This window comes from Agrobacterium sp. SUL3, assembly GCF_001263295.1.
GTDB lineage: Bacteria > Pseudomonadota > Alphaproteobacteria > Rhizobiales > Rhizobiaceae > Agrobacterium > Agrobacterium tomkonis.
This window is the reverse complement of record NZ_KQ414499.1, coordinates 235056-259284: the sequence shown is the minus strand read 5'-3', so window position 1 is coordinate 259284 and position 24229 is coordinate 235056. Positions and strand designations below refer to the sequence as shown.

19 protein-coding genes are annotated in these 24229 nt (G+C 59.0%); 9 read left to right on the top strand and 10 right to left on the bottom strand.

Translation table 11 applies throughout. The features are described 5' to 3' along the window. Positions 1-217: 217 nt before the first annotated feature. Positions 218-850 (bottom strand): outer membrane protein, encoded by a 633-nt coding sequence (locus tag AKG12_RS05065; protein ID WP_052818041.1) that lies wholly within the window; start codon positions 848-850, stop codon positions 218-220. Between the two features lie 441 nt (positions 851-1291). Here AKG12_RS05065 and AKG12_RS05060 point away from each other — a divergent pair, with 441 nt between their 5' ends. Together AKG12_RS05060 and AKG12_RS05055 are read left to right on the top strand one after the other, a co-directional pair. Continuing rightward, on the top strand, positions 1292-1744 hold the full coding sequence (locus AKG12_RS05060) for a hypothetical protein (RefSeq protein ID WP_046798017.1): 453 nt from the start codon (positions 1292-1294) through the stop codon (positions 1742-1744). A 210-nt stretch (positions 1745-1954) separates the two neighbouring features. Next, positions 1955-2515, top strand: a complete 561-nt coding sequence (locus AKG12_RS05055) for a dual specificity protein phosphatase family protein (protein WP_052818352.1) — start codon at positions 1955-1957, stop codon at positions 2513-2515. A gap of 133 nt (positions 2516-2648) precedes the next feature. Here AKG12_RS05055 and AKG12_RS05050 read toward each other — a convergent pair whose 3' ends face one another. Beyond that, entirely contained in the window at positions 2649-3908 is a 1260-nt protein-coding gene (locus tag AKG12_RS05050) for an AGE family epimerase/isomerase (protein ID WP_046798018.1), read from the bottom strand. Between the two features lie 179 nt (positions 3909-4087). Here AKG12_RS05050 and metH point away from each other — a divergent pair, with 179 nt between their 5' ends. After that, positions 4088-7861, top strand: coding sequence for a methionine synthase (gene metH, locus AKG12_RS05045; protein ID WP_052818040.1), 3774 nt, complete (start codon positions 4088-4090; stop codon positions 7859-7861). A gap of 66 nt (positions 7862-7927) precedes the next feature. On the opposite strand, the gene AKG12_RS05040 is transcribed toward metH, so the two are convergent. Next, positions 7928-9259 (bottom strand): MFS transporter, encoded by a 1332-nt coding sequence (locus AKG12_RS05040; RefSeq protein WP_052818039.1) that lies wholly within the window; start codon positions 9257-9259, stop codon positions 7928-7930. A gap of 79 nt (positions 9260-9338) precedes the next feature. Continuing rightward, complete coding sequence (locus AKG12_RS05035) at positions 9339-10115, bottom strand: AAA family ATPase (RefSeq protein WP_052818038.1); 777 nt, start codon at positions 10113-10115, stop codon at positions 9339-9341. Positions 10116-10445: 330 nt separating this feature from the next. Between AKG12_RS05035 and AKG12_RS05030 the strand changes: the two genes are divergently transcribed. Next, entirely contained in the window at positions 10446-11090 is a 645-nt protein-coding gene (locus AKG12_RS05030; RefSeq protein WP_052818037.1) for a hypothetical protein, read from the top strand. 44 nt (positions 11091-11134) lie between these two features. Here AKG12_RS05030 and AKG12_RS05025 read toward each other — a convergent pair whose 3' ends face one another. The 6 genes from AKG12_RS05025 to AKG12_RS05000 form a co-directional block, all read right to left on the bottom strand. Further along, complete coding sequence (locus AKG12_RS05025) at positions 11135-12178, bottom strand: zinc-dependent alcohol dehydrogenase family protein (protein WP_046798422.1); 1044 nt, start codon at positions 12176-12178, stop codon at positions 11135-11137. Positions 12179-12319: 141 nt separating this feature from the next. Beyond that, a complete protein-coding gene (locus AKG12_RS05020; RefSeq protein ID WP_052818036.1) occupies positions 12320-13378 on the bottom strand; it encodes an ABC transporter ATP-binding protein in 1059 nt (352 codons plus the stop codon). 13 nt (positions 13379-13391) lie between these two features. Further along, positions 13392-14174, bottom strand: coding sequence for an ABC transporter permease (locus AKG12_RS05015; RefSeq protein ID WP_046798024.1), 783 nt, complete (start codon positions 14172-14174; stop codon positions 13392-13394). Beyond that, on the bottom strand, positions 14171-15055 hold the full coding sequence (locus AKG12_RS05010) for an ABC transporter permease (protein ID WP_046798025.1): 885 nt from the start codon (positions 15053-15055) through the stop codon (positions 14171-14173). Before AKG12_RS05010 ends, AKG12_RS05015 begins: the two co-directional genes overlap by 4 nt. Positions 15056-15158: 103 nt before the next feature. Then, complete coding sequence (locus tag AKG12_RS05005) at positions 15159-16265, bottom strand: ABC transporter substrate-binding protein (protein WP_046798026.1); 1107 nt, start codon at positions 16263-16265, stop codon at positions 15159-15161. A 291-nt stretch (positions 16266-16556) separates the two neighbouring features. Beyond that, complete coding sequence (locus tag AKG12_RS05000) at positions 16557-17435, bottom strand: MurR/RpiR family transcriptional regulator (RefSeq protein WP_046798027.1); 879 nt, start codon at positions 17433-17435, stop codon at positions 16557-16559. Positions 17436-17612: 177 nt separating this feature from the next. Between AKG12_RS05000 and AKG12_RS04995 the strand changes: the two genes are divergently transcribed. From AKG12_RS04995 to AKG12_RS04975, 5 genes are all read left to right on the top strand, one after another. Beyond that, complete coding sequence (locus AKG12_RS04995; RefSeq protein WP_052818035.1) at positions 17613-18386, top strand: N-formylglutamate amidohydrolase; 774 nt, start codon at positions 17613-17615, stop codon at positions 18384-18386. Positions 18387-18599: 213 nt separating this feature from the next. Next, the gene (locus AKG12_RS04990; protein WP_046798029.1) at positions 18600-20114 is read left to right on the top strand and encodes an amino acid permease; all 1515 of its coding nucleotides are present in this window, start codon (positions 18600-18602) and stop codon (positions 20112-20114) included. Positions 20115-20177: 63 nt separating this feature from the next. Beyond that, complete coding sequence (locus AKG12_RS04985; protein WP_052818034.1) at positions 20178-21545, top strand: glutamine synthetase family protein; 1368 nt, start codon at positions 20178-20180, stop codon at positions 21543-21545. Between the two features lie 18 nt (positions 21546-21563). Continuing rightward, positions 21564-22952: an aldehyde dehydrogenase family protein gene (locus tag AKG12_RS04980; RefSeq protein WP_052818033.1), complete on the top strand. Its 1389-nt coding sequence runs from the start codon at positions 21564-21566 to the stop codon at positions 22950-22952. Beyond that, on the top strand, positions 22949-24094 hold the full coding sequence (locus AKG12_RS04975; RefSeq protein ID WP_052818032.1) for an iron-containing alcohol dehydrogenase: 1146 nt from the start codon (positions 22949-22951) through the stop codon (positions 24092-24094). The genes AKG12_RS04980 and AKG12_RS04975 overlap by 4 nt, the downstream gene beginning before the upstream one ends. Positions 24095-24229: the final 135 nt, after the last annotated feature.

Genomic DNA, 24229 nt, shown 5'->3' with positions numbered 1-24229 from the left:
CGGGGGCTACTCCATAAGCCTGCCTTGGGAGATAGAGGCTCATTATGCCCGCATGATGGCACGGGTCTGCTGAACGGTTTGTGAATGTTTCGTTGTTGAGGGGTTCATGTTTTTGGCATCGCTAAAGTCGGCAGGTTGAGGCGGGCATTGTTCTTTTGGCCAAGAAAAAGCCCGGCGAAGGGCCGGGCTTTTTCTTGCTGAAGCTGGTTGGGAAGGATCAGAATTTCACGCCGAGACCCACCTTGACGGTGTGCTGGTCGAAATCGGTATTGACGCCAAAAATGTCCTTGTCGCCATAATCGTTGTAGCGATATTCCAGTCGGCCGAACACATTGTCGGTGAAGGCGTAGTCGAGACCCGCGCCAACGGTGAAGCCGTTGAACGTGGTGCTGTCCTTGCCGGCGCCGGGGGTTTCGATGAAACCACGTGTGGCTGTCCAGCCGGCAGTGCCGTAGAGCAGGGCGCGGTCGAAGGCATAACCGACGCGGCCGCGGACGGAGCCCTGCCAGTCGGTGCCGATCTGCACGCCGGCATAGTCATTGTCATTCCAGTTATAATCGACATCACCTTCGATGCCGACGACGAAATTATTATCGAACTGGTAATTGTAACCGGCAAAGGCACCCAGAATGCCGCCATCGAAATTATCCGAAGCGACGGGACCGCCAGCCGAAAAATCGCCATTCGCCCAGCCCGCGCCGCCTTGAATACCAAGATAGGGGCCAGACCAGGTGAAGACCGGCAGGGTTTCCTGCGCGACCGGAGGTGCCGGCGTTTCGTAGACGGCATCCGCGGCCATTGCGGTGCTGGCCGAAAGGGCCAGAAGTGACGTTACGATCAACGTTTTCATCGTTATTCTCCCTGAGCTACTGTCGTCTATAGCATATATTAGTCGCATTTAATATGGTCTCGGGCCTGGCAGTTCCAAGAGGTGCTGTGTCCTCCGGTGTTCTTGACTGTCGTGCCCGGATCGCGGCGTTTTTTCTCGCCCCGCCATGCTGTTGTGATGCGGCGAACGTCTTCAGCGGTGTTTGGTTCCCTTTGTCTTTCTGTCGGCGGGCCGGCGAACTGGCTGTCCGGTGTCACGCTTGGTTGTCTTGACAGCGGGGGGCACGACCATAGAGTTGTGCCTGTCCGTGGCAGGACCGCCGCTTCGGCGCTCAGCCGCTTCACATCGGAAAGGATGTGGTGAGCGGTTGAACCGTTGTTGTCACGCCGGGTCGCCATGGACGGAAATGGGTAAGGGAGGGCAGGATCGCATGCGGGTTTGTTTTTATGAGGGAGGGGCGACGTGATCGTCGGAGCCGTTCTCAGTGCCGTTCTTCTTCTGACCCTCATCGCATTTCCGCGGCATCTCAAACCCGTCGTCATCTGCCTGCTGCTGATCTGGGGCGCGACCGCTGCCTTTGTCATTTATGACTGGTGGCGTGGCAGCCAGCGGCTCGGCCATGTCATTGCGACAGCCAGTTTCGATGCCGCCTGCCCGGATCCGGCTTTGCCCATTCGCGTCAGTTTCCGCAACGACAACAATGTCGCGGTACAGCGCCTGACCTATACGCTCGAAGGGTTCGAGCCCGCCTTTCGCGCCTCCGTCGCCTTTGATCCCTATCAGGTCAGCGAAAGGCGCATCGAGGCGGGGGAGACTTTCGCCGCATGCCGCGCTTTCCGGTTGCGCAACAATGAAAGAGTGGAACCCCAACGGCTGGAATGGCGCGTTACCGTTATTTCGGCTGAGTTTGATTGAACCGCCGGTCGCGGGTGCGGCCATCACGGCATTTTGAAAACTCCACCTCTGCCGCGCAGCGGCGTGAAAACCCTTGCGGTGCAGCGGATCTGTGCGGGCCATCAGCCGATTGCCTGCCAAGCGGCTGCCTGTTTGGCCGGTGGCGGACTTGTTTTTGCCGGTTTGCAATGCCATCTCGCCACCGTCCGATGAATGTCGCGGGTTGATGTTTTGCGTATTATTTTGAAGTTTCTGAAAATCACGGCCATCGGCCTTGTCGGCCTGCCGGTTCTGGCGGGCGCACATATGGGTATCGGCCAGCTGACCGGAAATTTTCATGAGGTCATCCCCGGCGAACTTTATCGTTCAGCCCAGCCGAGCGGCAAGGATATCGCAACCTATGCAAAGGCTTACGGCATAAAGACCATCATCAACCTGCGCGATGAAAAGCGCGAGGGCTGGTATGACGCCGAAAGCCAGGCGGCGAAGAAAAACGGTATCCGGCTGGTCGATTATCCGATGAGTTCAAGCGAAAAGCTTTCGCCGCAAGATGCGGAAACGCTGGTGGCCGTGCTGCAGAATGCGGAAAAACCCATCCTTATCCATTGCGAACATGGCGCCAACCGCACGGGGCTTGCCTCGGCAATCTATGTGGGAGCCGTGGCCGGCAAGGGCGAGGCGGCGGCCGAATTCCAGCTTTCGCCCTATTACGGGCATGTGCCGATCCCCGGTATCGGCCGATATGAGATGTACCAGTCCTGGGATGATTTCGAGGAAACCATCGGCTTTTGAGGGTTGCTTTATACGCGACGTCATCCTCGGCCCTGTGCCGAGGATCTAACCACGTTGCGTTCGGCAGATAGGTTGCAGATGCTCGGGACAAGCCCGAGCATGACGGCAGAAGGGCTATTGGCCGCAACGCGCCTCAATAATCACCGCCGGTTTCCGCAATCACCTTCGTCAGGCTTCCCGTGGCCGGGAAAAGCGGGATGAGGCAGGCCTGAAGCGCGTGGTAGATATCGCCCTTGCCGGGGAACAATGTATGCGCCGGAACCAGATTTTCCGTCAGTTCCTCGTGCCAGCCGCCATTGTCATGGTCGATGAAGTTGTTGGAGATGGTGCTCCAGATGCGGCGATAGCTGTCTTCGTAAAAGGGGTCCGCCGGCAGGTTTTCGTTCAGGAAGTGGGCAGCACCCGCCGCCTCGCACATCGGCCACCAGAGCTTTGCCGTCTTGTCCGGATTGTCGTCCCAGTCGAGCGTGTAAAAGAAGCCGCCCTTTTCCCGGTCCCAGCCGAGCGCCATGGATTGCACGAATAGCGATTTTGCGGCCACCGGCATCCAGTCGTGGCGGCGCTCGCCCAGCACCCACAATTGCAGGATGAGACGTGCCCATTCCAGCCAGTGGCCGGGGGTGGAGCCGGAGGGGCGGAACATTTCGTTGCCGCGATACTCCTTGTCCAGCGTCCAGTTCTCGTCGAAATGCTCCGGCACGCGGAAGTCCAGTTCGCCGGCGCGGCGGCGGATGACGAGATCGGCGATGCGTTCGGCCTTGCTGAGATAGTTGCTGTCGCCTGTCGCCTCATAGGCGGCCATCAGCGCTTCGGTCAGGTGCATGTTGGAATTCTGGCCGCGATAATTATCGATGGGCGACCAGTCGCGGTTGAATTCCTCGGCGATGGCGCCGTGTTTTTCTTCCCAGAAGCGGGTTTCCAGCACCTCGGTAATATCGGCCAGCATCCGGTCGGCCAGCGGATGCCCGACGGTCTTGGCGGAAGAGGCGGCCAGAAGCACGAAGGCATGGCCGTAACCCTGCTTGGTGGCGTCCACCGGGCCGGCATCGTTCACCTGCCAGAAATAACCGCCATGCTCACTGTCACGGTGTTTGTTCCAGAGATAGGTCATGCCGTGGTCGACGATATCGCCGCAGCCCGGCCGGCCGAGCAGATGGCCGATGGAGAAGCAGTGCACCATGCGGGCCGAGGCGTGAATGCCGCGCACGGGGTCATTTTTCTGCAGCGGCGCGCCCTTGGGATCGAGGTCGAAAAAGCCGCCGGCGGAATTCACGGCGCGATACTGGAAGAAATCGAAAAGTCCTTCGGCCTGTTTCACCAGCCATTGGCGGTGCCAAGGAAGGGTGTTCCAGTTGCGGCTGTTGTGATCTTCCTCGGGCATTTCGTCCTCCATGCGGTTTGCTGCCTTGGCTTATATCCTTGCCGTATAAACCTGTCATCTGTCAGTGAAATTTCGTAGTCTGCCGCAACGACGCAAAGCTATGCCTGTCCCTTGAAGATATATTGACATAAACATATCTTTATGTGACTTGACGGCTTGCGATCTTGCAAATCGAAATGAGGAGTGTGCCCGTGTTTGACGACCTGTTTGGCCCTGAAGGGGCAAAGCGCGACGGCGCGGAAATTTTCAAGGCGCTGCGCGAGGCCGCAAGCGAACGCATCCTCATTCTCGATGGCGCCATGGGCACGCAGATCCAGGGGCTGGGTTTTGACGAAGACCATTTCCGTGGCGACCGTTTTATCGGCTGTGCCTGTCACCAGAAGGGCAATAACGACCTTCTGATCCTGACCCAGCCGGATGCAATCGAGGAAATCCACTATCGCTACGCCATGGCGGGTGCGGATATTCTCGAAACCAACACGTTTTCGTCGACGCGCATTGCGCAGGCCGATTACGAGATGGAAAATGCCGTCTACGACCTCAACCGCGAGGGCGCAGCGATTGTCCGTCGTGCCGCCCAGCGCGCCGAGCGGGAGGACGGCCGCCGCCGTTTCGTGGCGGGCGCCATCGGCCCCACCAACCGCACGGCCTCCATTTCGCCTGATGTCAACAATCCCGGTTATCGCGCCGTCAGTTTCGACGACCTGCGTATCGCTTATGGCGAGCAGATCGACGGTCTGATCGACGGCGGGGCCGATATCATCCTCATCGAGACGATCTTCGATACGCTGAACGCCAAGGCGGCGATCTTCGCCTGCGAGGAGCGTTTCGAGGCCAAGGGCATCCGCCTGCCGGTCATGATCTCGGGCACGATCACCGACCTTTCCGGCCGCACGCTTTCCGGCCAGACGCCGTCCGCGTTCTGGAACTCGGTGCGCCACTCCAACCCCTTTACCATCGGCCTGAACTGCGCACTGGGTGCGGATGCCATGCGTCCGCATCTGCAGGAACTGTCTGACGTGGCCGATACCTTCGTCTGCGCTTATCCCAATGCCGGCCTGCCGAATGAATTCGGCCAGTACGACGAAACGCCGGAGATGATGGCGCGTCAGGTGGAAGGCTTTGTCCGCGACGGTCTCGTCAATATCGTCGGCGGTTGCTGCGGTTCGACGCCGGAGCATATCCGCGCGATTGCGGAGGCTGTCAAAGGTTACAAGCCGCGCGAAATTCCCGAGCACAAGCCGTTCATGTCGCTTTCGGGCCTCGAGCCTTTCGTGCTGACCAAGGACATTCCTTTCGTCAATGTCGGCGAACGCACCAACGTCACCGGCTCGGCTCGCTTCCGCAAGCTCATCACCGCCGGTGATTATACGGCGGCGCTGGCTGTCGCCCGCGACCAGGTGGAAAACGGTGCGCAGATCATCGACATCAACATGGATGAGGGCTTGATCGATTCCGAAAAGGCGATGGTGGAGTTCCTGAACCTCATCGCCGCCGAGCCGGATATTGCCCGCGTGCCTGTGATGATCGACTCATCCAAGTTCGAGATCATCGAGGCCGGCCTGAAATGCGTTCAGGGCAAATCGATCGTCAATTCCATTTCGCTGAAGGAAGGCGAGGAGAAGTTTCTCCAGCAGGCGCGGCTCGTCCATAATTACGGTGCGGCGGTTGTGGTCATGGCCTTCGATGAGGTCGGGCAGGCCGATACCTATGAGCGCAAGGTCGAGATCTGCTCGCGCGCGTACAAGCTCTTGACAGAGAAGGCGGGCCTGTCGCCGGAAGACATCATCTTCGACCCCAACGTCTTTGCCGTCGCGACGGGTATCGAAGAGCACAATAATTACGGCGTGGATTTCATTCAGGCCACTAAGACCATCCGCGAAACCATGCCGCTGACGCATATTTCCGGCGGTGTTTCCAACCTGTCCTTCTCCTTCCGCGGCAATGAACCGGTGCGTGAGGCGATGCACGCCGTGTTCCTCTACCACGCCATTCAGGTCGGCATGGATATGGGCATCGTCAATGCCGGGCAGCTTGCGGTTTACGACAATATCGATGCCGAACTGCGCGACGCCTGCGAAGATGTGGTGCTGAACCGCCGCGACGATGCGATGGAGCGTCTGCTTGAAGTGGCGGAGCGTTTCCGTGGCACGGGCGCCAAGGATACGAAGGTGCAGGACCTTTCCTGGCGTGAGCTGCCCGTCGAGAAGCGGCTGGAACATGCGCTGGTCAACGGCATCACCGACTATATCGAGGCCGATACGGAAGAGGCGCGCCAGAAGGCCGCCCGTCCGCTTCACGTCATCGAGGGGCCGCTGATGGCCGGCATGAACGTGGTCGGCGATCTCTTCGGTTCGGGCAAGATGTTCCTGCCGCAGGTGGTGAAATCCGCCCGCGTGATGAAGCAGGCAGTGGCCGTGCTGCTTCCCTACATGGAAGAGGAAAAGCGTCTGAATGGCGGCTCCGAGCGCAGTGCCGCCGGCAAGGTGCTGATGGCGACCGTGAAGGGCGATGTGCACGATATCGGCAAGAACATCGTCGGCGTCGTTCTCGCCTGCAACAATTATGAGATCATCGATCTCGGCGTCATGGTGCCGACGACGAAAATTCTTGAAACGGCGATTGCCGAAAAGGTGGATGTGATTGGCCTTTCCGGTCTTATCACGCCCTCTTTGGACGAAATGGTGCATGTGGCCGCCGAGATGGAGCGGCAGGGTTTCGACATTCCGCTGCTGATCGGTGGCGCAACGACCAGCCGGGTGCATACGGCGGTGAAAATCCATCCGCGTTACGAGGCGGGGCAGGCGATCTATGTGACCGACGCCTCGCGTGCGGTGGGTGTTGTCTCGGCGCTTCTCTCGGCCGAGCAGAAGCCTGCTTATATCGATGGTATTCGCAGCGAATATGCCAAGGTGGCGGAAGCCCATGCCCGCAACGAGCGCGAAAAGCAGCGTCTGCCGCTTTCCCGCGCCCGTGAGAACGCGCACAAGATCGACTGGTCGAGCTACAGCGCCGTCAAGCCGCAATTCTTCGGCACCAAGGTGTTTGAGACCTATGATCTGGAGGAGCTTTCCCGTTACATCGACTGGACGCCGTTCTTCCAGACCTGGGAATTGAAGGGCCGTTTCCCTGCGATCCTTGAAGACGAAAAGCAGGGCGAAGCGGCGCGGCAGCTTTATGCCGATGCACAGGCGATGCTTGCGAAGATCATTGAGGAAAAGTGGTTCCGGCCGCGGGCGGTGATCGGCTTCTGGCCAGCCAATACGGTGGGCGACGATATCCGGCTGTTCACGGATGAAAGCCGCGGCGAAGAACTCGCCACCTTCTTCACGCTGCGCCAACAGCTTTCCAAGCGCGATGGACGCCCGAATGTGGCGCTGTCGGATTTCGTGGCACCTGTCGATAGCGGCGTTGCCGATTATGTCGGTGGCTTCGTGGTGACGGCAGGTATCGAGGAAGTGGCGATTGCCGAGCGTTTCGAGCGGGCGAATGACGATTATTCGTCCATTCTCGTCAAGGCGCTGGCCGACCGTTTCGCGGAAGCCTTTGCCGAGCGCATGCATGAGCGGGTGCGCAAGGAATTCTGGGGTTATGCACCGGAAGAGGCTTTTGCCGGCGATGAACTGATTGGTGAAGCCTATGCCGGTATCCGCCCTGCACCCGGTTATCCGGCGCAGCCTGACCATACCGAAAAGAAGACGCTGTTTGCCCTGCTCGACGCCACCAATGCGGCGGGTGTGGAACTGACGGAAAGTTATGCCATGTGGCCGGGCTCCTCCGTCTCCGGCATCTATATCGGCCATCCCGAGAGCTATTATTTCGGTGTCGCCAAGGTGGAGCGGGACCAGGTTCTCGACTATTCGCGCCGCAAGGATATGCCGGTCACAGAGGTGGAGCGCTGGCTCGGGCCGGTACTCAACTACGTGCCGACAAATGGCGCGGAGGAAATAGACAGCGCGGCGTGATGCTTCGAGCGTTGCTGCAACAAAAAAGCGCGGGTTCTGCCCGCGCTTTTTTGTTGGCCGTTAAGCTTACGACCTCAACGCCGCCAGTTCTTCTATGCCGACATGGCTCTCGACCTCGCTGCCGCGCAGATAGAGGTAAAGGCCAATGCAGAAGGCGAGGACGGCGATGAACACCAGATACCAGGCATGCGCCATGGGATTGACGGCAAGTGCCGTGGTCACGCCAATCGGTGTCAGTCCACCGAAGACGGCATAGGAGACGTTATAGGCGAAGGAGAGGCCGGAGAAGCGGACCGATGCCGGGAAGGCGCGCACCATGACATAGGGCACGGCTCCCGCCATGCCGACCGAAAGGCCCATGACGCCGTAGAGAATGAACATGGTTTCAAGCGACGCGCCAGCGTAGCTGTAGAAGGTGAAGGTGGCGATGCCGAAGAAGATGCTTGCCACCATGAAGAAGATGCCGGAGCCGACGCGGTCGATGAGCGCGCCGGCAATGATGACGCCGAAGATCAGGAACAGCGTGCCGAAGCTGGTGCCGGCCAGCGCCTGCGTCGGGGTGTAGCCATAAAGCTTTTGCAGGAATGTGGCTGTCATCAGCGTCGTCACGACGATGGCGGCCGAGAGAACCCAGGTCAGCAGGGCGGAAATGACCACGCCGCGCATATGGTGTTTCAGCACCAGCCCGAGCGGCAGCTTGTCCGTCAGTGATTTCGATTTTTTCATCTCGTTGAAGATCGGCGTCTCTTCCAGCCAGCGGCGCAGATAGACGGCGATGAGGCCGAAGATGCCGCCGAGCAGGAAGGGAATGCGCCAGGCATAAGCCGCCACATCTTCTGCCGAGAACAGGGAATTGATGGCAAAGGCGATCAACGAGCCCAGCATGATGCCAAAGGAAAGACCCGATGTGAGGAAACCGCAGGCAAGCCCGACGCGGCGGAAGGGCACGTGTTCGGCAACGAAGGTCCAGGCGCCCGGCACTTCACCGCCGATGGCCGCGCCCTGCAGCATGCGCAGGATGATGAGCAGGATGGGGGCGGCGACGCCGATGGTGGCATAGGTCGGCATCAGCGCCATGCCGAGGGTGGAGAGCGCCATCAGGAGGATGGAGAAGGCAAAGACGCGCTTGCGGCCATAACGGTCGCCATAATGCGCCAGAACGATGCCGCCGAGCGGTCGCACCAGATAACCGGCGGCAAAGATGCCGAAGGTCTGGATCATCACCAGCCAGTCCGGCATTTCCGGCGGGAAGAACAGATGGCCAATGACGGTGGCGAAAAACACGAAAATGATGAAATCGTAAAATTCGAGTGCGCCGCCGAGGGCCGAAAGGCCAAGAGTTCTGTAATCCTGGCTGTTCAGGGGCCGGGCAGCTGCCGGTGTGTTGGTGGGAGACATAGGCCTGCTTCTTTTTCTAATTCACATGTTGCTAATGGGCATGCTGCAAGAGAAGTGGGATTTCAAGCTTTATCGGCTCTCAATCGCTTATGAATTTTGATGGACGATCGAGAAAGCGCCGCAGGAAAGTGATGTTCTCCAGCTCGTCATAGAGGCGTTCGGTGATGCCGTTCTCATCGAAATAATAGATCGTCGCTTCGGGAATGGCCAAAAGCACGGGTGAATGGGTGGCGATGATCAGCTGCCCGCCACTGTCGGCGGCGTGGCGGATGATGGCCGCAAGCTCCAGCTGTTTTTGCGGTGAAAGCGGGCTTTCCGGTTCGTCGAGGAAATAGAGGCCGGCGCCATGCACCCGCTGTTGCATGATATCGAGAAATCCTTCGCCATGCGACCGCCGGTCGATGGTGTTGTTCCTCACGATCCTGCGAAAGGTCTCCGGGGTTTCTTCCGGAAAGTCCTCGCCTTTTTTCAGGGCTTTTTCCCGCTCCCAGCGAAAATCGTCCAGCGTCTCTTCATTCAGCCGGCGGATATAGCCAAGCACATCTTCGGCGCGCATGAACATGCGGATTTTCGGATATTTCTTGCGGGCGAAATAAAAGGCCTTTGCCACGGTCTCGGCATGCTGAAGGTACAGATCGCCCGAAACCTGGCCGTGGTTGCCGATGGCATAGGCCGTCATTCCGGCCGCCAATCCTTCCAGAAGCGTTGATTTACCGGAGCCGTTATTGCCGGCAAAAAAAGTGATCGGCGTCTTGAATTCCAGGCGTTCCAGCTGGCGTAGCGCCGGAACCGAGAAAGGATAGTCGTCCCGTCCGCCCGGGGTTTCTTTCATGGTTACGCTATCGAGAAACAGCATGTCTCGGTCCTTGCATCTAATCCGTCATGTTTGCCGACGTTGCGCTCTGTCGCATCATTGCGGCCCTGGTCTCAAAGCAATTGCGTGTGATTGCGGCTTAACGTGGGGCCCTATGTGCGCAATGGTTTGCAGTGTTGGCGGAAATACGCCATTCCGCCTCTTTAGAAGATCATATTATTATAAATTAGATGGTATACATAAAGTAATAATTTGTATATTTTAGATAAATATAATAAATATCTGAAATTCATGATTTTACTTTAAGTATAAATCTTAAATTAATTCAGTAATGCCAGTTATCATCATTCTCGTTGTTATTGGAGAGAGTGAATGAAGCATGTTGCGCTTTTTTCGGTTGCGGTTCTATTTTCTGCGTTATTCGTGAGCGAAGCTGAGGCGCGGAGGTCTCGGTTTTTTGTCATCCCCGGATTTGGCGGCGGCGAGACAATCGATCTCGTTTACGATCTGCCGGACAACGAGCCTTTTCTTCGTGACGGGGAAGCATTCGACGTTGGCTATCTCAACAGCGGGGATAGGAGCGGTTATGTGCTGTATCGTGGAGAGCGGTACAGCAAGCTCAGCGATGCGGACATCGCCAGGCTGAAGGCGACGCTTGGTTTTGATCCGACGACAAAAGACCGCATGGAGCGGGCGGCGAGGGGCAGCGACGCGCCCTGGAACCTCGTGATTATCATAGCGGTCGCAATTGTTGGTATCTTTGTGCTTGTTCACAAGGGCATGCAGGTCGTGCGGTGGATTTCGCGATTGGCGACGACCTCCGCAGTTGCGGGAAGTAAGCAACAGCAGGAGGAGGATGCCCCCGACCCGCTAGAGGTCCGCAAGAAACAGCTGATAAACCGTCAATGGAGCGATAGCCAGACCGATCACGCGGCGCATATCCCGGCAGCATCGCCGGCCCATGCGTCTGCCCCGGGAGCGGCTCCGGTCCGGGCGTTCGGGCGCAGGGGTGCCTGAACCGGACGCAATTTGCGAATCTCAGGTGGTTGCGGGAGCCTGCACTATTCGAACCGGTCGATGATGCTGATGCCGCTTTCTTGGAAACTGTCCATGGCGGGCAGGGCCGTGATGGCGTCGGAGAGGGTGATGTGGCGGCCGATCAGTTTTTCCGGTGCAAGCTTGCCGCTTTCGATCATGGCCAGCATGTCTTCATAACGCCATGCCTGCATGCCGTGGCTGCCGTAAATCTCCAGCTCGTGGGCGATGACCCGAGCCATGGGAATGGCGGGCATGGCGTGATCGGCCAACATGAGGCCAACCTGAACATGGCGGCCGCGCCGGCGCAGATTGCTGATGGAATTGCAGCAGGTCTGCGGATGACCGAGGGCGTCGATTGACACATGCGCGCCGCCGCCCGTCACTTCGCGCACCGCTTCCGAAACATCGGCGACCGATCGGCTGTTGATGGTGGCCGTCGCGCCGAGCTGGCGGGCGAGTTCGAGCTTGTCTTCGGCAATGTCAATGGCGACAACCTGCGCGCCAAGGCCCGCGCCGATCATGATGGCGGAGAGGCCGACACCGCCACAGCCATGTACCGCCAGCCATTCGCCGCCCTTCAGGCGCCCCTGATCGGTAACGGCGCGGAAGGAGGTGGCGAAACGGCAGCCGAGGCCGGCAGCGGTGGCGTAGCTCATCGTATCAGGCAGATGCACGAGGTTCTGGTCGGCATAATCGATGGCGACATATTCGGCAAACGAACCCCAATGGGTGAAGCCCGGCTGGAACTGCGCCTCGCAGACCTGCTGGTTGCCGGAGCGGCATTCATGGCAGTGGCCGCAGCCGGAAACGAAAGGCACCGTAACACGGTCGCCTGTCTTGAAACGGGTGACGTTCTTGCCGACCGCGGCGATGACACCGGCGAATTCGTGGCCTGGAACATGCGGCAGGCGAATATCCGTGTCATGCCCCATCCAGCCATGCCAGTCGCTGCGGCAGAGGCCTGTCGCTTTTACCTCGATGACCACGCCACCATCGGTTGGCTCCGGATCGGGCAGGGATGCGACGACAGGGGTTTCGCCAAATCGTTCGTAAAAAAGCGCGCGCATCATGGCCTCATATTGCTGGCATGCAGGTTCGTATTCAATACCTGCTCTATATCTTTATTTCTTCGCATTTTCCGGACGCAAAACCGCTACGCACTTTTACTGGAAATGCTCTAGCCTCTTCCACCGATGGAGAAAAGCGGTTTAGTCCTTGATCACCATCAGATCGCCGGCTGCGAATTTGAGCGTCACCTGTTCGCCAATGGCGGGCGGCGCGGTGCCGGGATCATTGAACATGTCGAAAGACAGGGTCGAGCCGCCGAGATCGAGACGGGTGCGGATAACGGAGCCGAGGAACTGGCTGGAGGTGACGGTGCCGGAAATGGCGACATCGCCTTTCGCGTCGCTGCCGAGCGAGCCCGCTTCCGGGCGGAGCGCGAGGGTGATTTTTTCGCCGTTTGCGGCTTCGACCGGCTTGTGGAGCGTGATCTGCTGCTCTCCGACGCGGATGATGTTGGACGCGGAATCGACGATGGTGGCGTCGATGAGGTTCAGCGTGCCGACGAAGGAGGCGACGAAGCGGGTGGCGGGCTTATTGTAGATATCGAAGGGCGTGCCGATCTGGTCGGCACGGCCGCCATTCATCACCACGATGCGGTCGGAGATCGACAGCGCCTCTTCCTGATCATGGGTCACGAAGATGGTGGTGATGCCAAGCTTTTGCTGGATCTGGCGGATTTCCTCACGCAGCGACACGCGGATCTTGGCGTCGAGTGCGGAGAGCGGTTCATCCAGCAGAAGCACTTCCGGCTTCGGCGCGAGCGCGCGGGCAAGCGCCACGCGCTGCTGCTGGCCACCCGACATCTGGTAGGGATAGCGGTCCGCCAGATGTTCCAGATGGATGAGCTGGAGCATTTCCTTCACGCGCGCATCGATCTCGGCTTTCGGCTTGCCGGCGACTTTCAGGCCAAAGGCGACGTTTTCGTAGACATTCATGTTCGGGAACAGCGCATAGGCCTGGAACACCATGCCGATATTGCGCTGGTTGGGGCGCAGCGTCGTCTGGTCCTTGCCGTTGATGACGATGGAGCCGCCGGTCGGGATTTCGAAGCCGGCTATCATGCGCAACACGGTGGTCTTGCCGCAGCCCGATGGCCCGAGGAAGGAGACGAATTCGCCCTTTTCGATGGCCATGTTGAAATCATGCACGACCTGCACGGAGCCGAAGGATTTCTTGATGTTGCTAAGTGTCAAAAAGCTCATGAAAATCTTGTCCTCAGGCCTTGGGAGGCGCGCCCTTCTGGTAGCGTGAAACGAGTTGGATCAGACCAAGGCAACCCCAGGTAATGCCGAACGAAATCACGGCAAGTGCTGCCGGCTCATAGGCGCGGTTGGCGCCAAGCAGCTGCATGTAGGGGCCGAAGGCCGGGCGGTTCAAAAGGGCCGCCATGGTGAATTCACCGATGACGATGGCGAAGGTCAAAAACGCACCAGACAGCACGGCGACCAGAACATTTGGCAGGATGATGCGCGACAGGATGGTCGTCCAGCCTGCACCGAGGCTTTGGGCGGCTTCCGTCAGCGTCGAAACATCGATGGTCCTGAGGCCCGTATCGACGGCGCGGTACATATAGGGCAAGGCCAGTGTGGCATAACCGAACATCAGAAGCAGGTTGGTGCCGAAGGTCGTGCCGGTCAGCGGCAGCCAGCTTGAGGTGTTGTAAAGCCTGATATAACCGAAAACGATGACGATGGCCGGGATGACCAGCGGCAGGAGCGTGATGAATTCGATATAGGGACGCAGGTGCGGCAGTTTCAGGCGCACCCAATAGGCCGTCGGCACCACCAGCAGAACCCCGAAAACGATGGTGAACAGCGCCATTACCACCGAATAGCTGAAGGTTTCCTGGAAACGCGGATCGGTGAGCACCTTGCCATAGGCGTCGAAGGAATATTCGCCGCGCCGCATCTTCAGCGAGAAGTTGGTCATGCCGATCAGCGGCAGGGCGAAATAAAGCAGGCCGAAGATCAGCGCGCCCCAGGCGAAGAACCGCTTCATTTCAGCCACCTTTCGCTGCGGGCGCGCAGCCAGATATATAGCGCATTGGCAATGCCGGTGACGACAATCATGCCGAAGGCGAGTGCGTAACCAAGATGCGGATTGCCCAGAACATCGCCGCGGATCTGCGCGAAAAGCAGGATCGGCACGATGTTGAGCGAGGAACCGGTGAGCGCGATTGCTGTGGCCACCGCGCCGAAGGCATTGGCAAACAGCAGCGACATGGTGCCGAGCAGCGACGGCAAAAGGATGGGGAAGGCCACCATGCGCCAATATTGCAGGCCGGTCGCGCCGAGGATTTCCGCAGCCTCGCGCCATTCGCGCTTCAGCCCGTCCAGTGCCGGCGTGATGATGAGGATCATCAGCGGTATCTGGAAGAACAGATAGGTGACCGTGAGGCCCCAGAAGGACAGGATGTTGAAGCCGAGGAGCCGAAGATCAATGCCGATCTGTGTCTTCAGGAAGACGGTAAGCAGGCCAACCGGACCAAGCGTGGCGATGAAGGCGAAGGCAAGCGGAACGCCGGCAAATTGCGAGGCGACGCCCGAAAAGGTGAGAAGCGGCCCGCGGATGCGCTGCGGCAGGCCACCGAGCACCACGGCGGCGGCGACGCCAAAACCGATCAGGCAGCCGAGAGCCGCCGAGGCGAGGCTGATCTTGATCGAAATCCAGTAGGCCGAAAGAATGGACGGGGTGAAAAGCCCGGCGATGTTTTCCAGCGTCAAGCTGCCATCGGCATGCTGAAACGCGCCAATGACGATCTTCATCGTCGGCATGATCAGAAACAGCAGAACAAAAACGGCAAAAGGTACGACGCCTATCCAGTGCAGCGGCAACTTTCTGCCCGCGTCGGATGGTCCGCCGGTGTTGGTTGATGGCATGCCTTGTCCCCAAACGCCGTTTTCGAACGGTCTGTCTATTAAGGTCTTCATTATAAGAGAAACACCCCGGCTTTTTGATCAGCCGGGGTGCTTTTTCAACAGTTTACTTCACGTTTGCGCCGACGACGCTGTCCCAGCCGGCCGTAACGGCGGCCTTGTTGGCGTCAACTTCCTCGAGCGTTGGGAAGATCGCCTTTTCATAGGCGGCTGCCGGCGGCAGGCTGTCGATCAGTTCCTGCGGAACCTTGCCAGCCTTGACCATGGCGTTGAAGCGGATCGGGTGGCAATAGCCCTTCAGCCAGCCGAGCTGACCGTCGTCGGAATAAAGATGTTCCATCCACAGCTTGGCGGCATTCGGATGCGGCGCGTAAGCGGAGATACCCTGAACGTAAACGCCAGCCAGAACGCCCTTCTCAGGGACGACAACTTCCGTCGGCGGGTTGTCGTTCAGCGTCTTCTTCCAGGAAAGGGCGTTATAGTCCCAGGCGATGATGATCGGGGTCGCGCCCTGCGCCAGCGTGCCGGCCTTGCCGATAACCGGCAGGAAGTTTCCGGCCTTGTTGAGGTCGGCGAAGTACTTCAGGCCGGCTTCACCGGCTTCCTTGCCGGATTTCGCACCGGAGGCAAGACCAGCGGCGAGAACGCCGAGGATCGCTTGGTTGGAAGCGCGCGGATCACCTGCGAGTGCTACCTGACCGGAATATTCCGGCTTCAGCAGGTCGGCCCAGTCCTTCGGCGTGTTCTTGACGAGGTCCTTGTTCACGAACATCGACATCACGCCGTAATAGTCGCCGTACCAGTAACCGTCGGCATCCTTGACGTTGTCGGGAATTTCGTCCCAGGTGGAGACCTTGTAGGGCTGCAGCAGGCCTTCAGCCTTCATCTGCGGGCCGAAAGCGAGGCCGACGTCGACGACGTCAGGCGCCTGCGGGCCCTTGTTGTCCTTGTTTGCCTTGACTGCTTCCACTTCGTCGGCGGAGCCGGCGTCGGGGTTCAGCTCGTTGACGGTGATTTCCGGGTACTTCGCCTTGAAGGCGGCGATGACGTCGCCGTAACCGCACCAGTCGTGCGGCAGCGCAACGGTGGTCAGCATGCCTTCCTTCTTGGCGGCAGCGATCAGTTCGGCGCTCGGTTCAGCAGCGGCGATCGCGGTGGAGGCGATGACCAGTGCAGTGGTCGTAGCAAGCAGTCGGCGGCAGTGAGAGATCACTTTTTTCTCCTCTTCGTGTTCTCATATTGCGGACGCTGATACGGATTCTAGATGAAGCTAATGTGACGGCTGGATTGCAATTTATTTATCCGGATTCCGTCACTTTACGCCCATTTTCCGCCATCGTCAGGCTTTTATGCCTGCAATTGCGGGATAATCCCCTCATCATCCTATTGGCCAGATCTGTTCCCCAGCTTGGTTATGTACCCTGTTTTTCGTGCTGGTAGCGATCACAGGTATCCAATCAGCGTGCGGCATCCGCGTCAAGCAAGTTGCCGGCTATATAATTTCTCATGTTCTGTCCGGCCGGCGGAACAGCCGCGTCTGCTCGAACAGGCCCTCCAGCGCGTTCATGCGCTGCTTCGTTTCATCCCAGGTGCCGCTTTGCACCGCCTCGATCAGCGCTTCGACCACGAATAATGTGACGACTGAGGAATCCCAGGCCGAGGGTGCCTCAATCTTCACACGGAAAGTGTGCAGCGCGTGGCGCGCCACCGGTGATGTCCATTGGTCGGTGAAGAGAATAATCTGCACGCCGTTTGCTTTCGCGACTTCGGCGAGTGTCGTCATATCGTGTTCGTAGCGACGGATATCGAAGATTACCAGCACGTCGCCGGCGCTCATATTCAGCATATATTGCGGCCAGGCGCTGGAATTTGATGACATCAGCGTCGTTTTCGGCCGGATCACCTGCATATGGGTGAAGAAATATTCGGCGATCGCGCCGGTAATGCGTCCGCCGACGAAATAGATGCTGCGTTTGCGGTCGGAAAGCAGTGCTGCCGCATTGTCGAAGACGGCGGTATCGAGGTCGCTCAACGTGTCGCGCAGATTGCCGGTGATGGCGTCGGCAAAGCGGTTGAGAATATGCAGCCCCGGCGCATTGGTGGCCCAGCGGTCGTGTTTGGCGACCGGCCCGGAGATTGTCGCTTCAAGCTCCTGGTGCAGATGCGCCTGAAATTCCGGGTAGCCCTTATAGCCGAGCTTCTGCACCATGCGCGCCACGGTCGGTGTTGAAACGCCTGCATTTTCGGCAATGGTGGTGATGCTGCCGAGGCCCGAGACGGGGTAGTTGCCGAGCAGGCTCTCCGCCAGCCGTTTTTCCGAACGGGTCAGCGCATCATAATGGGCATGTATGACATCCGACACGGTCGCCGTCGTGCTGCGCAAATCTTTCCCCTTCCGGTCTTTCTGCCGGTGCTTCCACTAAAATAAACATCTGTGTCGGCGATCGAGTCAATGGGAAAAATGAAGAGAAAATTTCAAAATTCCATTTGACACTGGCAATAATGTGAAGAATTCTTTTCGTCGTTGACGGAACGGCGGGTTTCCGGATGGGGTTCGTGCATGACGGTGCGTTCACGGTTTTTCAAGCAGGTGGAAGGACAGGCGGTTGGCGTCGAGAACGCTGCGGGGAAGGGCGATGTCCTTCTCGTCTGCGAACATGCTTCCGCCACCATCCCTGAAAAATTCGGTACGCTCGGTCTGTCGCCGGAGGTGCTCTCGAGCCATGCGGCCTGGGATCCAGGTGCCCTTGCCGTGGCGCGACTGCTTTCGCAAAGCCTTGACGCCACGCTCGTCCATCAACGGTTTTCGCGTCTGGTCTATGATTGCAACCGCCCGCCCGAATCGCCTTCCGCCATGCCGGTGAAAAGCGAGATTTACGATATTCCCGGCAATTTCGATCTTTCCGAAGCGGAGCGGTTCGCCCGCACTTCTGCGCTCTATGTTCCGTTTCACGACCGCGTCAGCGAGATCATCGCCGAGCGGCAGGCCTCCGGGCGCAGGGTGGTCGTGGTGACGATCCACAGTTTCACACCGGTCTATCACGGCCAGTTTCGCGCGGTCCAGATTGGCATTTTGCATGATAGCGACAGCCGTCTGGCCGATGCGATGCTGGCTGGCGCCGAAGGGTCGGCGCTCACGGTCAAACGCAACGATCCCTATGGTCCGGAAGATGGCGTGACGCATACGCTGAGGCTACATGCGCTGCCGGACGGGCTTTTGAACGTCATGATCGAGATCCGCAACGATCTCATCACCAATGAAGGGGAGCAGGCCGCAATTGCCGGGTTCCTCCACGAGCTTATGGGGAAGGCGCTCTCATCAATCGATGAGTGAGGGAGCAAGGGCTGGCCGATGGTGAAAACACCGGGGCCGGCCACCAGACGAGACTGCCGACATTCAAGGAAAGCCGGAAAGGCATGAAGCGGCAAGGGAACAGCAAATGCGTGCGGCACAGCGCGGAAACCTTCCGCAAGTGCTGAAAACTGGGGCACAATCGGCCAATAACGGCTGACTGGCTTGTTTTTTTCTTATTCAGGAGAGAAGGGCATGGACAGTTCATCGTCAGGCGTCAGCTACAAGAAGGCTGATGCATCCTATTTCGAAAAACGCGGACTATCCCGTTATGCGGGCGTCTGGTCGCTCTGGGCGCTCGGCGTCGGGGCGGTCATATCAGGGCATTTTTCCGGATGGAATTTCGGCTTTTCCACCGGCGGCTGGGGCGGCATGCTGGTGGCGGGCATCATCATCGCCATCATGTATCTGGGACTGACATTTTCGATCGCGGAAATGAGCCCGGCCTTGCCGCATACGGGGGCGGCCTATTCCTTCGCCCGTACCGCGATGGGTCCCTGGGGCGGCTTCGTCACCGGACTTTGCGAGAATGTCGAATATGTGCTGACGCCGGCGGTCATCGTCACCTTCATCACGGCCTACATGAATTCCATTCTGGGGCTCGATCCGGCCTATTCACCCTTTGTGTGGATAGGTTTCTATCTGATCTTCCTTGCCCTCAACGTCTTCGGGCTGGAGCTTTCCTTCAAGGTGACGCTGGTCATCACGCTGATTTCGCTCGGTGTTCTGGTGTTTTTCTGGATCAGCGCCATTCCTAACATGGATTTCTCGCGTTTCGCGCTGAATATCGGCGTTGGTCCTGACGGCAAGGCTGTGGAGCTGCCAGAGGGCGGCGGTTCGTTCTTCCCCTTCGGTTTTTCGGGCGTTCTCGCCACGCTGCCTTTTGCGGTCTGGCTGTTCCTCGCCATTGAACAGCTGCCGCTGGCGGCGGAAGAATCGGTCGATCCGAAACGCGATATGCCGAAGGGCATTATTCTCGGCGTCATCACACTGATGGTTTCGGCCTTCATGATCGTGCTGCTCAACCCGTCGCTGCCCGGTGTCGGCGCCTTCCATCTCGGTTCATCGCTGGAACCGCTGCTTGATGGTTTCAAGGCGATTTACGGCGATGGCGGCGTGGTGCTGCTTGGTCTCGTGGCGCTCACCGGCCTGATCGCCAGCTTCCATACGATCCTGTATGCGCAGGGCCGGCAGATCTATTCGCTGTCACGTGCGGGCTATTTCCCGACCGTGCTGTCGATCACCCACTCGAAATACCGCACACCCTTCGTCGCCAACATTGCCGGCGCGATTGTTGGTCTTGCGGTCATGCTGGTCATCTGGTTCTCGCTGGGTGCGGAACAGGGCGGCAGCATCATCGGCAGCGTGCTTTTGAACATGGCCGTGTTCGGCGCGATGTTCTCCTACATCCTGCAGGCGATTTCCTTCATTCTGCTCCGAAAGAACCTGCCGCATATCGAGCGGCCGTTCCGTTCGCCCTTCGGTATTCCGGGTGCGGTGCTGACGATCATCATCGCCATCGTCACGCTGCTTTACCAGATCCAGGATCCGAACTTCAGCAAAGGCGTGCTGTGGGTAGCGGTCTGGTTTGCCGTGGCGATCGCTTATTTCGCCTTTGTCGGACGCCATCGCCTCATCCTGTCGCCGGAAGAGGAATTTGCGCTGGAGCACAAGCAGGCTGCCATGGCAGCGGCGGCTGCAAAGGCCTGATGCTCAAACAAACGGGCGGCCGTATGCGGCCGCCCGGCCAAGACAATAAAGGGAACGGACAAAATGACGAGCTATACATTCGACGCGCTTAAGATGGATGTCGCCGAGGGGCGCATCGACACGGTTCTGGCCTGCCTTGTCGACATGCAGGGGCGTCTGATGGGCAAGAGATTTCAGGCCGAATTTTTCGTTGAAAGCGCCTATGAGGAAACCCATAGCTGCAATTACGTGCTTGCCACCGATATGGAGATGGAAACCGTTCCCGGCTATAAATCCTCCAGCTGGGAAAAGGGTTATGGCGACTATGTGCTGAAACCCGATCTTTCGACGCTGCGGCGTGTGCCGTGGCTGGAAGGCACGGCGCTGGTTCTGTGCGATGTGCTCGATCATCACACCCATGAAGAAGTGCCGCATTCGCCGCGTGCGCTCCTGAAAAAGCAGGTGGCGCGGCTGGAGGCCATGGGGCTGAAGGCCTATATGGCGACCGAGCTGGAATTCTTCCTGTTCGACCAGACCTTCGATGCGGCGCGCGCCAGCGGCTACAAGGGCCTGAACCTCGCCAGCGGTTATAATGAGGATTACCATATCTTCCAGACGACCAAGGAAGAGGATGTCATGCGGGCGCTGCGCAAGGGTCTGCAGGGGGCGGGAATTCCGGTCGAGAACTCCAAGGGCGAGGCGTCTCCCGGCCAGGCCGAAATCAATGTGCGTTATGCCGAGGCGCTGACCATGGCCGACCGGCACGCCATCATCAAGAACGCCACCAAGGAGATCGCCTGGTCGAAGGGCAAGGCGGTGACTTTCCTTGCCAAGTGGAACTATAACGCCGCTGGCAGTTCCTCGCATATTCACCAGTCGCTGTGGAGCCTCGATGGCAAGACACCGGCATTCCTCGACAAGGATGCCAAGCATGGCATGTCGGAACTGATGCGGCATTATGTTGCCGGGCTTCTCGCCCATGCCAGCGAGATCACCTATTTTCTGGCGCCCTACATCAATTCCTACAAGCGGTTCATGGCTGGAACGTTTGCGCCCACCAAGGCGATCTGGAGCCTCGACAACCGCACGGCCGGATATCGCCTGTGCGGCGAAGGCACCAAGGGCATCCGCATCGAATGCCGCGTCGGCGGCTCCGATCTCAATCCCTATCTCGCCATGGCGGCTTTGCTTGCGGCGGGCATTGACGGCATCGAAAATAAACTCGAACTTGAGCCCGCTTTTGTCGGTGATGCCTATGGCGGCAAGGATGTGCGCGAGATACCCAAGACATTGCGTGACGCCACCGCCTTTCTGGATGGATCGAAAATGCTGCGCAACGCCTTTGGTGACGATGTGATCGATCATTACGTCCATGCCGGACGGTGGGAACAGGAAGAATACGACCGCCGCGTGACCGACTGGGAAGTGGCGCGCGGTTTCGAACGAGCCTAATCATTACGGGAAAACATCATGACCATGATCCAGAATATCTCGCCCATCGACGGTTCGGTTTATGCCGAGCGGGAGGCGATGTCGCTGGAGGCGGCGCGGGCCGCCGTTTCGAAGGCACGCAAGGCGCAAAAGGACTGGGCTCGCCGCCCGCTTGAGGACCGCGTTCAGCTGGTTCTGAAGGGTGTCGCGCGCCTCAACGAAATGGTGGCGGAGGTGGTGCCGGAACTGGCGCATATGATGGGCCGTCCGGTGCGTTATGGCGGCGAATTCAAGGGCTTCAACGAGCGCTCCAACTATGTCGCTTCCATTGCGGCCGATGCGCTGGCGCCGCTCGTCATCGAGGAAAGCGGCAATTTCGAACGCCGCATCGAGCGCGAGGCGCATGGCGTGGTCTTCGTCATCGCGCCGTGGAACTATCCCTATATGACCGCGATCAACACCGTCGCACCCGCCTTGATGGCCGGCAATACGGTCGTCATCAAACATGCGGCGCAGACGCTGCTGGTCGGCGAACGCATGGTGCGGGCTTTCGTCGAGGCCGGTGTGCCTGACGATGTCTTCATCAACGTCTTCCTCGACCATGGCACGACTTCGGCGCTGATTTCCGAGGGCCTGTTCAATTTCGTCAATTTCACCGGTTCGGTGGAAGGCGGTCGTGCCATCGAGCGCGCCGCTGCCGGCACCTTCACCGGCCTTGGGCTTGAACTCGGCGGCAAGGACCCCGGTTATGTGATGGAGGATGCCGATCTCGACGCTGCCGTCGATACGCTGATGGACGGCGGCACCTATAATTCCGGGCAATGCTGCTGTGGTATCGAGCGCATCTACGTCAACGAAAACCTTTACGACGAATTCGTCGAGAAGTCCGTTGCCTGGGTGTCCAACTACAAGCTCGGTAATCCGCTGGAACAGGAAACCACGCTCGGGCCGATGGCCAACAAGCGTTTCGCCAAGGTGGTGCGGGCGCAGATAACGGACGCCGTTGCCAAGGGCGCCAAGGCGCTGGTCGATCCGAAACTGTTCCCGGCCGATGACGGCGAGAGCGCTTATGTCGCGCCGCAAATCCTCGTCAATGTCGACCATTCCATGGAATTCATGACCGAGGAAACCTTCGGCCCCGCCATCGGTATCATGAAAGTCAAAAATGATGACGAAGCCATCGCCCTGATGAATGACAGCAAATACGGCCTCACCGCTTCGCTGTGGACGCAGGATGCGGCGCGTGCCGGGCGCATCGGTCGCGAAATCGAAACCGGCACTGTGTTCATGAACCGCGCCGATTATCTCGACCCCGCCCTTTGCTGGACCGGCGTGAAGGAAACCGGCCGTGGCGGTTCGCTCTCCGTCCTCGGTTTCCAGAACCTGACCCGTCCGAAATCCTACCATCTGAAGAAAGTCACGAAATGAATATCGTCGCCAACTGGAGCTACCCCACCGCCGTCAAGCTTGGCCGTGGCCGGATCAAGGAACTGGCGGAAGCCTGCAAGACGCTCGGCATCAAGAAGCCGCTTCTCGTCACGGATCGCGGCCTTGCCAATATGGCGATTACCGCGCACGCGCTCGACGTGCTGGAAGAGGCGGGACTTGGCCGGGCGATCTTCGCCGAAGTCGATCCGAACCCCAACGAGATCAACATGGAAGCCGGCGTGAAGGCTTACCGCGATGGCGGCCATGACGGTGTCGTCGCCTTCGGCGGCGGCTCTGGCCTCGATCTCGGCAAGACCATCGCCTTCATGGCCGGGCAGACGCGCCCGGTCTGGGATTTCGAGGATATCGGCGACTGGTGGACACGGGCGGATGCCGCCAAGATCGCGCCCATCGTCGCCGTGCCGACGACGGCGGGCACGGGTTCGGAAGTCGGCCGCGCCAGCGTCATCACCAATTCGCAGACCCATGTGAAGAAGATCATCTTCCATCCGAAGCTTTTGCCCGGCGTCGTCATCTGCGATCCGGAACTGACGGTCGGCATGCCGAAGGTCATCACGGCGGGCACGGGCATGGATGCCTTTGCCCATTGCCTCGAGGCCTATTCCTCGCCCTTCTATCATCCGATGAGCGCCGGTGTGGCGCTGGAGGGCCTGCGGCTCGTCAAGGAATTCCTGCCGCGCGCTTATAAGGACGGAACTGACATCGAGGCGCGCACCAATATGATGGCGGCGGCGGCGATGGGGGCGGTGGCCTTCCAGAAAGGTCTCGGCGCCATTCACTCGCTCTCTCACCCGATCGGCGCGGTCTACAACACACATCACGGCATGACCAATGCCGTCGTCATGCCGGCGGTGCTGCGTTTCAACCGGCCGGCCATCGAGGACAAGTTTGCCCGCGCGGCAGCCTATCTCGGTATCTCCGGCGGCTTCGACGGCTTTTATGACTACGTGCTGGAACTTCGCAAGGAACTCGGCGTGCCGGAAAACCTGACCGCCATGGGCATCAAGCCGGACCGTATCGACGAACTGGCGGCGGAGGCGATCAAGGATCCGAGCTGCGGCGGCAATCCGGTGCCGATGACGCTGGAGAATACCAGGAAATTGTTCGAGGACTGCTTTTAAGGAGCTACCTTTATTCGTCAAGTTTGTGAGAGGTTGAGAGGGTGCCGCATGTTTCTTCTCCCCGTCGGGGAGAAGGTCGCGGCAGCGGGATGAGGGGGCAAGGGTGCGGTCTATCGCTGACGTTGCCCCCTCATC